Genomic DNA, 13348 nt, shown 5'->3' on the forward strand with positions numbered 1-13348 from the left:
AAAGCCTCTCAGCCGTTCCAGCGGTAGCCATAGCCCCAAACCGTGAGGATATGCTCCGGCTTGGAGGGCTCGTCCTCTATTTTCATGCGCAGGCGCCGGATGTTCACATCCACGATCTTCACATCGCCGAAATAGTTGTCGCCCCAAACGCCCTCCAGAATCTTTTCCCGCACCAGGGCCGTGCCCGGATTTTGAAAAAACAGCTCCATGATCTGGAATTCCACCTGGGTCAGGTCGATGGGCTGCCCCGCTTTGTAGAGAACACGGCTTTTTTGGTCCAGCACGAACCGGCCGCTTACCATGCGGCTCTCCGGCACAGGGCTTTCCGGCACGGCGCCGCGGCTGACCCTGCGGCACAGCGCCTCCACCCTTGCCAGCAGCTCGGACACGCTGAAGGGCTTGGTCATGTAGTCGTCCGCGCCGATGGACAGACCCCGGATCTTGTCCTGCTCCATGCTTTTGGCGCTCAGGATGATAATGCCGATGGCCGCATCGTCCCGCCGGATGGCCTCGCACAGCGAAAAGCCGTTCATGCCCGGCAGCATCACATCCAGCACTGCCGCGTCGCATTTGCCCTCGCTGCCCAGCAATTCCAGCCCCTTCTCCGCGCTGCCCGCCTCCAGGACCTCATACCCCGCCATGCGCAGGTTCAGGGCAATGAGCTCGCGGATGCTCTCCTCGTCTTCCACTACCAGAACTCTTCTCATTGGTCATACCTCCCTTGGGAAGAATTTTTTCTTTTCACAACCGGTCCCAGGCCTTGTGCTGTTTGCAGCAAGGGCAGGCCCGGCGCTCACAGCACCACAAAGCCGCCGGCAAGCTGCGCCGGCCGCAGGCTCGCGTGGGCCGAACCGATGCGCGCCTGCACCTTCTGCGCCCCGATGTTCCCCAAACGGAAATAGCCGGCGCCCTCCACCCCGGGGGCGGTCACCCGCACAGTCAGATACAATGTTTCACCGTCGGCGCTTCGCACCTGCCAGGAATCCGGCAAATCGCCGTCGGTCACCATCACATCCCCTTTCAGGGCCTCGGGCAGTTCCAGATAATAGCCGTACTCCAGGTCGGCCACACCGAAGCTTTTTTCCTGCTCATACTCGCTGGTGTAGTCCATCCAGGCAATAAAGGAAAGGCGATTCACCGTAAGCGCCCCCAGCCCCCCCGTGTCGATCTGGCGGGGGATCTCCACCGTGCCGTCGCCGTCGATGTCCTGGCTGCGCAGCAGGGGGGAATACCGCTGGGTAGCGTTGTACAGGTCGGTCTCGGTGATGGCCGCATACTCTCCCAGCTGCTGCAGGCGGGCGTCGTAATACAGGATCGCACTGGCCAGGCTCACGCCGCTGCCGGTCTGCCCGTCCAGGATCAGGTAGTAACTGCCATCCTCGCCAAGGCTGGAATACAGGCCCTCACAGCTGGTAAACTGGGGGTTCAGCGCCAGCTGCTGGGTGGAAATGAACCGCCCGCTCTCGGCGGTGAACAGCTTGAGCTGCATCCCTTCCCCCTGGGAGGAGCTGATGATCACCAGGTCGTTTGCACCGCTGCCGGTGATATCCCGCAGCTCATATTGGGAATAGCTTTCATGCAGCACCTCGCTCAGGGTCTGCTGCTGGTAATCGTAAACCGCCAGATATTTTTCGCCCGAGGCGCTGGCATAGCCCACCAGCAGCTGGGTGCCGCCGGTGGCCTGAATCGAAGCGGTGGCTATGCTCTCCACCGTGGTTGCCAGGCCCTCCTTTTCCTGGGTCACGGCCCAGGTGCCCTCCTGCTGTTCCAGCACCGCCACATGAACGTTCTGGCCTTTGGCCGCGCTCACATAAAACACCGCAGCGTCGGTGCGGCCATCGCCGTTCCAATCCCCGAACACGAACGGCGAAAGCGGCCCACCGGTGGACTGGGTCGGATACTTCAGCTGCGGCGCCTCGCCCAGATACGCCGTAAGTGCTTTTTGCACCTGGCTCTGTTCACCGGTAAGCTGGGGCGCGCGCAGCAGCTCGTCCACCCCCGCAGGCGCCATGGAACAACCGGAAAGAAGGCAGGCGGCTGCCAGCGCCAGGCACAAGCGCCGGATACATCTCATAGGGCCGCCTCCTTTCCGGGATGCTCTGTGGAGCTATATAGAAGTTATTATATCACGAAAGCGCAGCATCGTGATATAATGCGCACTGCGGCCGGTTGCCCCTTGGGGGGCGAGGCCGCGCGCCTTAAAATGAAATACAATAACCACAACGTGGTTATTATATCACGAAAGCACGCTGATTCCAAGTGTCATCACCACCAGGCCCGCGCCAAAGCCCGCGGCCGTCCACCCTTTTTTGTCAAAGCCAAAGCCCGTGGGCAGCAGTTCAAACACGCTTACCCAGCTCATGATGCCCGCCACAAGCACCACCAGGCCGTTCAAAAAGCCGGGGGTCAAAAAGCGGCCCAGCACAAAAAACGCCAGCGCCGCCCCCACCGGCTCGGCCAGGCCGGACAAAAAGGCGGCCCCCACCGCCTTTGCACGGCTGCCTGTGGCATAATAAAGAGGTGCTGCCACCGCCAGCCCCTCCGGCAGGTTGTGCAGGCCGATGGCCAGTGCCAGCCGCAGCCCCACCTGGGGGTCCGCCACCCCCGTGAACAGGGTCAGAATGCCCTCCGGCAGGTTGTGCAGCAGCAGGGCCAGGGCGGTGACCAGGGCGCTGCGCAGCACCCGGGCCTTTTGGCTGTCGCCCACGCCCCGGAACGCCTTTTCCTCCGGCAGAACCCCTTCCAGCAGCCCCGCCACCACCATGCCCATACACAGAAGGCTCGCCGCGGCAAGGCCCGCCCCCCAGGGTGAAAAGGCCGCCAGATATTCCCCCAGGGCAGCGGGCAGCATATCGGCCAGGCTCACGGTAAGCATCACGCCCGCCGCAAACCCCATGGCCAGCGCCATGATCCGCTTGCCCGGCCGCCGCACCACCGCCGCCATGCCTCCCAGCGTGGTGGCCAATCCCGCCAGCGCTGTAACAATGAGCGCGTGCAACATAAACAACACCCCATATCCTTGTTTTTGTACAAGGATATGGGGTGTCCGCTTCGGTTATGTGGGGCCGCGCGTGCGAAACGCCGCTCAGTAGCCGGCCGCCTCTTCGCCTGCGAGCAGTTTTACCGCGCGGCTGGTGCCCAGCCGGTCGGCTCCCAGCGCAATGAATTTCTCCATGTCTTCCACCGTGGAAATGCCGCCCGCCGCCTTGATCTTGCAGCGGCCGCGGCAGCACCGGGCGAACAGTTCAATATCCGCAAAGGTGGCGCCCGCGATGGAAAAGCCGGTGCTGGTCTTGATGAAATCGGCGCCTGCCTCGCACACCAGGTCACACGTTTTTTCTTTTTCCGCGTCGGTGAGCAGGCAGGTTTCGATGATAACCTTGAGCACCTTTGTGCCCACCGCCCGCTTCACGGCGGCGATCTCGTCCCGCACAAAGTCATACTCGCCGTTTTTCAGCCGGCCGATATTGATCACCATATCCACCTCGGCGGCGCCGTTTTCAATGGCGGTGCGCGCCTCGAACACCTTGGTGGCGGTGTCGGTGGCCCCCAGGGGGAAACCCACCACCGTGCATACCGGCACCGCGCCATGCAGGTACTCCGCAGCCTGCTTTACATATCCGGGGTTGATGCAGATCGAGGCGGTGTGGTGCTCCCTGGCCTCGTCGCAGATCGTTTGAATTTCCGGCCAGGTGGCGGCCGCGGTGAGCAGGGTGTGATCCACCCTGGCCAGGATGGCTTGTTTCTCCATTATTTGATGTGTCCCCCCAGCTTGCAGTTTTTGCACTGGCGGGCCTTGCTCATGCCAATGGCGCTGAACACGATGGCGGTCACCGACACGGCTGCGCCGATGATGCCCAGGATCAGCCCGGTGAGGCGAAATGCGAACCCTTTCATAAAAAGCCTCCTGTCGTTTTGTGGCCGCAGCGGCCCGCGTTTGGCCGCGGATCGGCCATATTTTCTGGCTTTAGTATACCACAGACCGGCCTGGCCCGCCACCCCCTTTTTATGGGGCAGACCTAGGTTTTCAAACGCCACTTTTTTCCCGTCGGCGGGCATACCGGCGCACCAGCAGCGGCGACAGGACCGCCGTGAGCACGGCGGCCATGGCAAGCTGGGCTGTGGCCGCAGCGGCGCCCGCGGTGTACTGCGGTATCAGCTGGGCCGCCATGGCCGGCACGGCGGTGGTCACCCCCGCCACATTGCACAGCGCAATGCCCGCGGTCCCGTCGCCTCCCAGCGCCAGCCGGTCCAGCAGCAACATTGCGGGCAGGCTTGCCGCCAGGAACAGCGCCGTCAGCAAAAGGCCCCCCGGCCCGGCCCGCAGCGCCGCGATCAAATTGATCGAACTGCCCAGCCCAAGGCCGAGAAACGGCAGCAGGATCGCGCTGCCCGGCGCCACAAAAGCCGCCAGCTCCCGGTCCAGGTTCCCCAGCAGGATGCCCAGCACAAAGGGCACAAGCGCGACCAACAGGCTTTTGAGATCCGGCGTGGCGCCTGCGCTGACACACAGCACGAACAAGGGCAGCTGCGGCACCCCCAGCAAATTCAGGGGTCCATAGGCCGCCCGCTGGCTCTCACCGCCGTACTGCTGCATCAGCGCCAGATACAGGCCCGGGTTGCAGCTGGCAAGCGCGGGCACCAGAGCCAGCTCGGTCAGGCCCCAAAGCCCTCCGCTCTGCCAGCGCCCCAGCGCCCAGCCCGCCAGGCAGGCCAGCCCTATCTTCACAAGGGCCGGCAGCAGGCTGCCACGCAGCGCCCCGGGGAGCTGCCTTACCCGGATCTGCGCGCCCGTGATGAAAAGCACCATACCGATGCAGGCCATCACCCCGCCGGAGGAACACACCGCCGTGACCGGCCCGCCCGCCAAAAGCGCGCCGGGCCACAGGGTGTTGATCACCGCAGCCAGCAGCATGGGCAGCAGCAAAAGCCCGCCCGGCACCACCCGCATCCCCCGGAGCAGTTTCATTGCCCCCATTCCTTTCTTGCCAAAAAAGGCCGCCCGGAAAACTCCGCGCGGCCTTTACATGTTTTACGAAAATTAATCTTCGCCCTCTTCGGCCTGCTCGTCGTCGTTCAGCAGAGCCTTCATGGACAGGCTGATGCGCTTTTTGTCAAAATCGACGTCCAGCAGCTTCACATTCACCTCGTCGCCGACCTTCAGCACATCGCTGACCTTTTCCACCCGCTCGTTGCTGATCTCACTGATGTGCACCAAACCGTCGATGCCGGGCAGGATGCGCACAAACGCGCCGAACTTGGTGATGCTCACCACCGGGGCGGTAAAGGTGCTGCCGATGGGGTAATCGGTCTTGAGCTGCTCCCAGGGGTTATCCTCGGCCTTTTTGAAGCCCAGGCTCACCTTGTGATTCTCGGGATCCAGCGCCTTCACGTACACCTCAATGGTATCGCCCACACTCACCACTTCGCTGGGGTGCTTGATGCGGTTCCAGGAAAGCTCGCTGATATGGCACAGGCCATCCACGCCGCCAATGTCCACAAAGGCGCCGTAGGCGGTCAGGCTCTTCACCACGCCGGTGTAGGTCTTGCCCACCTCCACGTCGGCCCAGAATGCCTCGCGCTTGGCGGCATTGGCCTCAGCGGTAACCTTGTTGATGGAGCCCACGATCTTGCGGCCCGCACACTCGGTGATAACCAGCCTGACGTTCTGTTTCACCAGGGCGTTGATGTCCTCGTCCCGGCGCATGGTGGCCTGGCTGCGGGGCACAAACACCTTTACCCCCTTGACCAGCGCGATCACGCCGCCCTTGTTGGTCTCGGTGACCACGCCTTCCATCACGGTGCCGTCCTCGGCGGCCTTGGCCACCTCTTCCATGCCCTTGCGGGCCTCCAGCTTTTTACGGGACAGGTAGGCAACGCCTTCCTGATCGTTTACTTTTTCCACGACGAGGTCCAGCTTGTCCCCAACCTTGACCATGTCTTCCACGCGGATCGCGGGGTCGTCGGTGAGTTCACTCAGTTTTACAAAACCGGTGTGCTTGGTGCCGATATCCACCTGCACCTCGTTGGGTGTAACGCTGGTAACAGTGCCCTCCACTACCTTGCCTGCAAACACAGGCTTGAGATTCGCTTCGCTTTCGGCGAACATCTCCGCAAAGCTCATCTCGTCACGGATTTCTTCACTCATACTGTTAAGTACCTCCTCAATTATAGACGACGGCGTGGAAGCCCCCGCTGTAACGCCCACCGTATTCACGCCCTGGAACCATTCGGCCTTCAGCTCGCTTGCTGTCTCGACCGTGACAGCCCGGGTGTGCTTTTCGGCGACCCTGACCAGCTTTTGGGTGTTGGAGGAATGATGACCACCAATGACGACCATCAGGTCGCACCGCTGGCTGAGGTCCTCCGCTTCCTGTTGCCTCGCCCACGTCGCACTACATATTGTATCAAAAATTTTGGCGTTTGTATAGCCTTTTTTTATAAAGCTTGTGCATTCTAACCATTTTGTTACCTGAAACGTGGTTTGTGCCACCACAAATATCCCATTTTCGCCATTTTTAGGCCCGGGCCATGCTTCCAATTCAGCCAAATCAGCAAAAATGAATACCTCGCCGGCTGTGTGGCCTGCAATGCCCTGCACCTCCGGGTGGGCCTTGTCGCCCGCCACAAGCAGGGTTCTGCCCTCCTCGCTGGCCTGTTTCGCAATGCGGTGAATCTTGGCCACGAAAGGGCAGGTCGCGTCGTGGCAAACAAGCCCCGCCGCCCGGATCTCATCGTACACCGAAGCGGGCACCCCATGGCTGCGCACCACCACCTCGTATCCGGCGGGCACCCCCGCCACCGAAGGGGCGGTCACCACACCCCGCGCTTCCAGGTCCGCCACACACTGGGGGTTATGGATGAGCGGCCCCAGCGTGGCCACCCTGTGGCCCCCCTCCACCAGCTCATAAGTAAGCTTTACCGCCCGGTCCACCCCAAAGCAGAATCCGGCGGTCTTGGCTTTGACGATCTGCAAAAGGCAAGCCTCCTTATTGGAACTTGTTTTCCTGGTAAAGCTGCTCCCAGGCGTCCAGCAGCAGCTGCTTGTTCTGCCGCAGCTTTGCGGCAGAACGCACCTCGCCCAGCTCCAGCTCTCCCGCGGGGATGGGCTTGCCGAAGCACACCCGCACCCGGCTGAACAGTTTCATCTGGCCCCGGCTGTAAATGATGCGGCAGGGCACCATATCCGCCCCGGCGGCGCTGGCCACCACAAAGGCCCCGCTCTTCAGCCGGCCGGGCTGGCCCGTCTTGGAGCGGGTTCCCTCCGGGAAGATGAGCAGGCCCTGACCCTGCCGGACCTTTTGGATCACCCCATCAATGGTGGCGGTATCGCCCTTGCCGCGCTCCACACCAAACACGCCCACATGGTTGAAGAACCAGGTGATGAACGGGTTCACGTGCATGAGTTCCTCCTTGGCCATCACCAGCATCCGCCTGCCCCAAAACCGGGCGATGACCACAAACACCGGGTCGATGGCCGAGATGTGATTGGGGGCCAGCACAAACCCCCGCCCGTCTTTCGGCAGGTTTTCCCGGCCCACCACCTTGATGGCAAAGACCAGGTGCCAGATTACCCAGGCCAGGGTGACGACGATCGCATAAAACATGGCGTAAGTACCCCTTTTTACAAATTCAAATGCGGGCCAGAATAATTGCCTTGAGCGCCTGGAAGCTCTGCTCGAAATCCAGCTCGCTGGTATCCACTAAAACCGCGTCCGGCGCCTGCCGCAGCGGTGCCGCCGCACGCTCGGTATCCTGCCGGTCGCGCCGGCAGATGTCGGCCAAAACCGTATCGTAATCGGCCGTCTGGCCTTTCTGCCGAAGCTGGGCCAGCCGCCGCGCCGCGCGGGCCTCGGCGCTCGCCGTTAAAAAGATCTTCACCGTGGCGTTTGGCAGGATCACGGTGCCGATGTCCCGCCCGTCCATAAGCAGGTCATGGGTGCGGGCCAGCCGGCGCTGCAGCTCCAGCAAAAAGTCGCGCACCCCCTGGTGGGCCGACACTCCGCTGGCCGCCATGCCCACCGCCTCGGTGCGAATCGCCTCGCTCACGTCCTCGCCGTTCAAAAACACCCGCTGGGCGCCGCCCACATAGGCAAGCTCGATCCGGATGCCCGGCAGAAGGGCCAGCACCGCGGCGGCGTCCTGCGGGTCCGCCCCGGCGCGCAGCGCGTACAGGCCGATGGCCCGGTACATGGCCCCGGTGTCCACATACAAATACCCAAGCTCCTTTGCCAGCCGCTTGGCCAGGCTGGACTTTCCGGCCCCGGAGGGCCCGTCAATGGCAACAGAAATCATAACAGCACAACTCCCAAAATCGTTTTGAAACGCCGCCTGCAGCGCGCCGCCCCGGCGGGCCCTGCCCTCACAGCGCCCGCGCGGCCGCCTGGGCGGTGCACCAGGCGATCTGCAGGTTGTACCCGCCGGTGTAGGCGTCCAGGTCCAGCACCTCGCCCGCAAAGAAAAGCCCGGGGCAGAGCTTGGACTGCATGGTGCGGGGATCCACTTGCTTCACGCTCACCCCGCCTGCGGTAATTACCGCGTGCGCCAGATCCCCCCTTCGGGCGATGGGCACCTCCCAGCGCTTGATGAGCCGCACCAAAGCCTGCTTTTTCTCTTTTGTGATCTGGTTTGCATGGGTGGCTGGGTCCACGCCCCAGCGCTCCACCATGACCGGCTGCATGCTGGCAGGCAGCAGCTTTGCAAGGGCGCCCTGGGCGCTCTTGTTCGCCAAAAGCGCAAAATCATTTGTGATGCGCTGGTAGAGCTGCTCGCCGCTCAGCGCAGGCTTCAGGTCGATTCCGGCGCTCCAGGTGTGCTTTTCCATGTCTTTGATGTAGCTGGAGGCCGAGAGGGTGAGCGGTCCCGAGATGCCGAAGTGGGTAAACAGCATTTCCCCCAGCTCGCTGTACACTGGTTTTGCGTCCCGGTAAAGGGTCAGGGTCACGTTGCGCAGCGAAAGGCCCATCATCTTTTTACAGGCGGGGTCCGGGCTCACTAGGCTGCAAAGGCTCGGCACAGGCGGCACAATGGTGTGTCCCGCCTGTTTTGCCAGCTTGTAGCCGTCCCCGGTGGAACCGGTGCCCGGGTAGGAAACGCCCCCCGTGGCCACCAGCACCGCATCCGCCAAAAAGGTTCGGCCCTCTTTGGTGCGAACGCCCGCGCAGCGGCCGCTTTCCAGCAGGAGCTCCCGCGCGCTGCCCGCCTCAAACCGCGCGCCGGCCGCGTAGCGCAAAAGGGCGGCGCGCACATCCTCGGCCCGGTCGCTCACAGGGAACACCCGGCGGCCCCGTTCGGTCTTGAGCGGCACGCCCAGCCGCTCGAACAAGTCCATGGCCCTGGCCGGCGGAAAGGCGTACAGCGCCGAGTAGAGAAAGCGGGGGTTGGTGCGCACATTCTGCAAAAAGGTCTCCTCGCCGCAGTTGTTGGTCAGGTTGCAGCGGCCTTTTCCGGTGACCAGGATCTTTTTCCCCGGCAGCCCGCTGTGCTCCAAAAGGGTCACGGCATGGCCGCTTTCCAGCGCGGCGCCGGCGGCCATCAGCCCCGCGGCGCCCGCCCCAACGATCAGCAGGTTCACTGGTTTTTCCTCCAGGCGGTCAGCACCGCCCCCGCGCTGAACAAAAGCAGCAGCGGGTGCACGGTGGAAAGATACATGGCATAGGTGCCAATGTTAAAGCTGGCGACCTCCATGAACGCGATCATAAAACAGCGCAGCAGCGCCATACCCAAAAGCCCGCCCAAAAGCGCCCAGAGCAGCGCTTTGCCCTGGGGCAGGGCCCTTTGCTTTTTTTGGCGCAGCAGCGCCATACCCTGCCGTCCCCACACAAAAAGCGCGGCGGTGAACAGCAGCGGCACAAGGGCGGCATAAACGGCGCGCACCAGCTCCAGGAACAGGTAAACCGCTTTTTGCAGCGGGCTGTAGTAGGGCAGGGCGGTGCCCGCCTGGGCCGCCGCGTTGGCCCGTTCTCCGAGATACCCCTCCCACAGGGCCTGATCCTCAGGCAGAAGAAGCGACATATTCTGCGCGTCATACGGCTCGCACCCCCGGAAGGTGAGGCTGTAACCCAGGCTTTTGAAGCCCTCGGCCAGCACCGGGCCCACATATTCGGCCCGGATGGGGGGCGCGGTGCCGGTGCGGCGGCCGCCCTGGCTTGCAAGGAAGCCGGAATCGCATAAAGCGTTGATCCTGTCGGCCACCGCCTGCCAATACGCCCTGGCGCCGGGGGCCGAGTCGTAGACCCCCTCGTACCAGGCGGCCTTGCGCAGGGCCCAATAAAAGCTGCCGGACTGGTAGTCCCCCAGCGCTTCATTCCGAAAGCTGTTCTGCAGGTCCTCGTCCTCCTCCAGCCAGTATTCCAGCGGCGCCAGCTCCGGCACCTCCGCGTAAAGCTTTGCCCGCACGTCGGCCGGCACGCTCACCAACGGCTGCCATTGCCCGGGTGCGACCCGGGTCATGGCGCCGATCGCCGCGGCAAAGCTGCCGGAAGAAAAATCGCTCACCGCAAACACCCCGTACCATGCGTAATTGGCGGCGCTGAATGCCAGCACGCCCGCCGCCAAAAAGCCAAAGGGCACGGCCAGCGCCGCACAGCGGCGCAGCTTTTGAACCCCGCTGCCCTTGTCCCGCAGGGCGGTGATGGCCAAAATCAGGCTGCCCGCCGCCGCAAAGGGCAAAAGCCAGGCGCCGTCCTCGCGGGTGAGCCAGGCAAGGGCCAGCCCCACACCCGAAAGACACAGCCAGGGAAGCCCTTTTTTAAAAGGTTCGCGGCAGCGCAGCGCGTAGCCGCACAGGCCCGCAAAAAACAGCATGCACAGGGCCGGAAAAATATTGTCGCGGTAGACCCGCAGGGTAAACACAGCGCTTACTGCCGGGCTCATCGCCAGCAAAAGGAACACCAAAAAACGGCTTTTATTGCGCCGCAGCGCCGGGGCAAAGGCCAGGGCCGAAGCCAAGGCCGCGCCGCAGGCCAGCAGCTGCCCCGCCGCGAGATACGGCAGATGCAGCGCATTGCACAGGCTGAGCCACACCGCGAAGAACATATGTTTTGACAGGGTGAGCCAGTCATAAGGGCCCAGCCACTGCCCGGCTGTGATGCTCTGGGCCGCCCGGAACATCATCTCATCGTCCACCGGGGCGCCGCCCACCCAAACATAGATCATCTGGAACCGGCTCAGCACCACCTTGGCCAGCACCACCAGCGCCACTGCAGCCCAAAAGGCCCGGCGGCTCATATCTGTTTCAACGATTCTTTTCAGTCTCTGCAACGGGCCGCTCCTTTGGGCCGGGCAAGCTTCCCGGTCACTTCTGCAATTTTTCAATGCCTTCGATCAGGTAATTCTGCTTTTTAAAGGTCAGGCGCACCAGCAGGTTCAGGTACTTCACTGCAATGGTGAGAATGAAAAACATGCCGGCCAGCCCGGCCGAGAGCACCAGCATGGTGGTGGTCCAGCCGGTCACGGGCGTGCCCACCGCCCAGATCACCACCGTGTACACCAGTGCCAGCAGCGTGAGCGCCAGCATACCGAGGCTCAGCCCCAGGCTGATCTTGTACCCCGCGTCGGTATAGAGGGCCAGGCTGTCCATGGCCTTATCAAAGCGGGCGTCTCCCCGGCTGGGGGCGCTGCCGTGAAAGCGCAGGGTGGCGCAGGCCAGGCCGCTGGCGGCATAGGCCGCCTTGCGGTAGGGCAGCTGGTTGCTGATGGCGTACACCCGGTTCACCGCCCGCCGGCTCACCAGGCGGAACACATCGGTTTCCAGCCGGTAAGGGCTGCCGGAAAAGGCGTTAAACAGCCGGTAGAACGCCCGGCTCAGAAGCTTTTGCCGGTCCGGGCATGCGGTGACCACGTCAAACCCGGAAAGGGCCTTTTGGTAGGCCTGCCAAATAAGATCCGCGTCGTACTGCATCTCCAGGCTGTCGAACTCGTACACAAAATCGCCGATGGCCGCGTCCAGCCCGGCGTTCATGGCGGTTTCCAGCCCCTGGCGCAGGCTCATGTTCAAAATGGTGAGCGGTTTTTGCAGGCTCTCGCCCGCCCACTCCCGCAGCAGCTTTACGGTGTCGTCGGCGCAGCCGTCGTTCACAGCGATCAGCTCGTAATTCTCAAAATGGGTCTCCAGCTGGGCGCACAGCTGGGCAAAAAACGGAACAACCTTGCCCGCGTCGTCCTGCAGGTACACCACCGCCGAGATAAAATTTGTTTCTCTGTTATCCGCCATATTGCAGCACCTCGTCCAGGTCGTAGACCGTGTTGATCTTGCCCGAGAGCACGCTCACGAACGCCGGCTCCTCTGCGTATTGGCGGATGACCGTGGGGCGTGAGTCGTCGATCTCGCTGGCTTTCAGGATGGGCTTCATGCTGAACAGGCTGCCCGCATATGCAAAGCCGTATTCCGGTTTCAGGTATTTGCGGGCCAGCTGGCTCATCATGGGCCAGGCCGAGGCCGGCTTTGCCGGGCACTCGTTGCAGTTATACAAGCTTTTCGGGTTGCAGCGCCCCCCGCTGCGCTGCTGGCACGCAAAGGTGGGCAGCGATTCATAGCTGGTCACATGCGGGGTAAAGGTAACGCTGGTCAGGCTGTGATACCCCGTTTTTCCAAAGGGCATGATCGAGAAAAACGGTCCGTCCATCACGGTGATGCCGGTGCCCTGCAGCGCCTCACTCACGGTGCACAGAATGATCTCGCACAGCTCGTACTTGATCTTGAAGGGCTCAAAGCCCAGCATGGCGTGCACCTCGTTTACTCCCGCATAGGTGGCGTTCAGCAAAAAGGGCGCCTCGGCGCAGATCTCCCCCGCCGTGACCCGCCACGCGCCGCCCACCCGCTCTATTTTCTCCGGGCAGCGGCTGTAGCGCACCTCCACCCTGGGCAGCGCCGCCAGCTCCCGCAGAAAATGCTCCTTGAGCACCTTTGCGTCATAGGTGTACTCAGTGGTCAAAAACGCGCCGTCGCATTGGCCGGGCTGAAAGTATTTTGCCGGGGCCACGTCGTCGCACCGGATGCCCGCCGCCGCACAGAAGCGCCGGAACTCGCCGGCGCTTGTCCAGGAAAAGTGTGCACTGGTGGCATAGACCTGGTCAAACTCCTGCAAAAGGCAGAATTCGTAATCCCGGCAAAAGCGCTCAAAGTAGCCCGCGCTCTTGATGGCGGTGGAGTAGCTGCGGGGGTAATGGTAGCCCATGTGCACCCGGGCCTGGTTGATATAGGTGGCCCGCATAAAAGGTCCCGGGTCCTTTTCCAGCACCAGCACCCGCTGCCCCGCCGCGCCGCACTTTTGCGCCGCATACAGGCCGTACAGCCCCGCGCCGAGGATGATCTTGTCATAGGTCATGGCGGGCTGCCGCCCCCTTT

Annotated in this window: 13 protein-coding genes; all 13 read right to left on the minus strand. The window is 62.8% G+C overall.

Annotated features, from left to right (window positions below; translation table 11 throughout):
- Window positions 1–8 precede the first annotated feature (8 nt).
- Entirely contained in the window at window positions 9–707 is a 699-nt protein-coding gene (locus ACMLHZ_RS03905; RefSeq protein WP_418666490.1) for a response regulator transcription factor, read from the minus strand.
- A gap of 86 nt (window positions 708–793) precedes the next feature.
- Window positions 794–2074, minus strand: coding sequence for a hypothetical protein (locus tag ACMLHZ_RS03910; RefSeq protein WP_418666491.1), 1281 nt, complete (start codon window positions 2072–2074; stop codon window positions 794–796).
- Between the two features lie 162 nt (window positions 2075–2236).
- Window positions 2237–3001 carry a ZIP family metal transporter gene (locus ACMLHZ_RS03915; RefSeq protein WP_418666492.1) on the minus strand — a complete coding sequence of 255 codons (765 nt, stop codon included), beginning with the start codon at window positions 2999–3001 and terminating at the stop codon, window positions 2237–2239.
- A gap of 84 nt (window positions 3002–3085) precedes the next feature.
- Window positions 3086–3751: a deoxyribose-phosphate aldolase gene (deoC, locus tag ACMLHZ_RS03920; RefSeq protein ID WP_418666493.1), complete on the minus strand. Its 666-nt coding sequence runs from the start codon at window positions 3749–3751 to the stop codon at window positions 3086–3088.
- Window positions 3751–3897 carry a hypothetical protein gene (locus tag ACMLHZ_RS03925; protein ID WP_418454884.1) on the minus strand — a complete coding sequence of 49 codons (147 nt, stop codon included), beginning with the start codon at window positions 3895–3897 and terminating at the stop codon, window positions 3751–3753. Before ACMLHZ_RS03925 ends, deoC begins: the two co-directional genes overlap by 1 nt.
- Before the next feature lie 130 nt (window positions 3898–4027).
- Entirely contained in the window at window positions 4028–4969 is a 942-nt protein-coding gene (locus ACMLHZ_RS03930) for a 2-keto-3-deoxygluconate permease (protein WP_418666494.1), read from the minus strand.
- 72 nt (window positions 4970–5041) lie between these two features.
- The gene (locus tag ACMLHZ_RS03935; RefSeq protein ID WP_418666495.1) at window positions 5042–6976 is read right to left on the minus strand and encodes a bifunctional 4-hydroxy-3-methylbut-2-enyl diphosphate reductase/30S ribosomal protein S1; all 1935 of its coding nucleotides are present in this window, start codon (window positions 6974–6976) and stop codon (window positions 5042–5044) included.
- 13 nt (window positions 6977–6989) lie between these two features.
- A complete protein-coding gene (locus tag ACMLHZ_RS03940) occupies window positions 6990–7607 on the minus strand; it encodes a lysophospholipid acyltransferase family protein (RefSeq protein WP_418666496.1) in 618 nt (205 codons plus the stop codon).
- Window positions 7608–7632: 25 nt separating this feature from the next.
- Entirely contained in the window at window positions 7633–8295 is a 663-nt protein-coding gene (cmk, locus tag ACMLHZ_RS03945; RefSeq protein ID WP_418666497.1) for a (d)CMP kinase, read from the minus strand.
- Between the two features lie 67 nt (window positions 8296–8362).
- The gene (locus ACMLHZ_RS03950; RefSeq protein WP_418666498.1) at window positions 8363–9574 is read right to left on the minus strand and encodes an NAD(P)/FAD-dependent oxidoreductase; all 1212 of its coding nucleotides are present in this window, start codon (window positions 9572–9574) and stop codon (window positions 8363–8365) included.
- Window positions 9571–11262: a hypothetical protein gene (locus ACMLHZ_RS03955; RefSeq protein WP_418666499.1), complete on the minus strand. Its 1692-nt coding sequence runs from the start codon at window positions 11260–11262 to the stop codon at window positions 9571–9573. The genes ACMLHZ_RS03950 and ACMLHZ_RS03955 overlap by 4 nt, the downstream gene beginning before the upstream one ends.
- Before the next feature lie 34 nt (window positions 11263–11296).
- Window positions 11297–12214 carry a glycosyltransferase gene (locus ACMLHZ_RS03960; protein ID WP_418666500.1) on the minus strand — a complete coding sequence of 306 codons (918 nt, stop codon included), beginning with the start codon at window positions 12212–12214 and terminating at the stop codon, window positions 11297–11299.
- Window positions 12204–13328 carry an FAD-dependent oxidoreductase gene (locus ACMLHZ_RS03965; protein ID WP_418666501.1) on the minus strand — a complete coding sequence of 375 codons (1125 nt, stop codon included), beginning with the start codon at window positions 13326–13328 and terminating at the stop codon, window positions 12204–12206. Before ACMLHZ_RS03965 ends, ACMLHZ_RS03960 begins: the two co-directional genes overlap by 11 nt.
- Between the last annotated feature and the right edge of the window lie 20 nt (window positions 13329–13348).

This window comes from Allofournierella sp., from assembly GCF_048388525.1.
In the GTDB taxonomy this organism is placed as follows: Bacteria; Bacillota; Clostridia; order Oscillospirales; family Ruminococcaceae; genus BQOK01.

What these genes read in the sequence shown, in the direction of transcription:
- ACMLHZ_RS03905 (WP_418666490.1), bottom strand. Translation starts at nt 707, where the DNA reads ATGAGAAGAGTTCTGGTAGTGGAAGACGAGGAGAGCATCCGCGAGCTC.
- ACMLHZ_RS03910 (WP_418666491.1), bottom strand. Translation starts at nt 2,074, where the DNA reads ATGAGATGTATCCGGCGCTTGTGCCTGGCGCTGGCAGCCGCCTGCCTT.
- ACMLHZ_RS03915 (WP_418666492.1), bottom strand. Translation starts at nt 3,001, where the DNA reads ATGTTGCACGCGCTCATTGTTACAGCGCTGGCGGGATTGGCCACCACG.
- deoC (WP_418666493.1), bottom strand. Translation starts at nt 3,751, where the DNA reads ATGGAGAAACAAGCCATCCTGGCCAGGGTGGATCACACCCTGCTCACC.
- ACMLHZ_RS03925 (WP_418454884.1), bottom strand. Translation starts at nt 3,897, where the DNA reads ATGAAAGGGTTCGCATTTCGCCTCACCGGGCTGATCCTGGGCATCATC.
- ACMLHZ_RS03930 (WP_418666494.1), bottom strand. Translation starts at nt 4,969, where the DNA reads ATGAAACTGCTCCGGGGGATGCGGGTGGTGCCGGGCGGGCTTTTGCTG.
- ACMLHZ_RS03940 (WP_418666496.1), bottom strand. Translation starts at nt 7,607, where the DNA reads ATGTTTTATGCGATCGTCGTCACCCTGGCCTGGGTAATCTGGCACCTG.
- cmk (WP_418666497.1), bottom strand. Translation starts at nt 8,295, where the DNA reads ATGATTTCTGTTGCCATTGACGGGCCCTCCGGGGCCGGAAAGTCCAGC.
- ACMLHZ_RS03960 (WP_418666500.1), bottom strand. Translation starts at nt 12,214, where the DNA reads ATGGCGGATAACAGAGAAACAAATTTTATCTCGGCGGTGGTGTACCTG.
- ACMLHZ_RS03965 (WP_418666501.1), bottom strand. Translation starts at nt 13,328, where the DNA reads ATGACCTATGACAAGATCATCCTCGGCGCGGGGCTGTACGGCCTGTAT.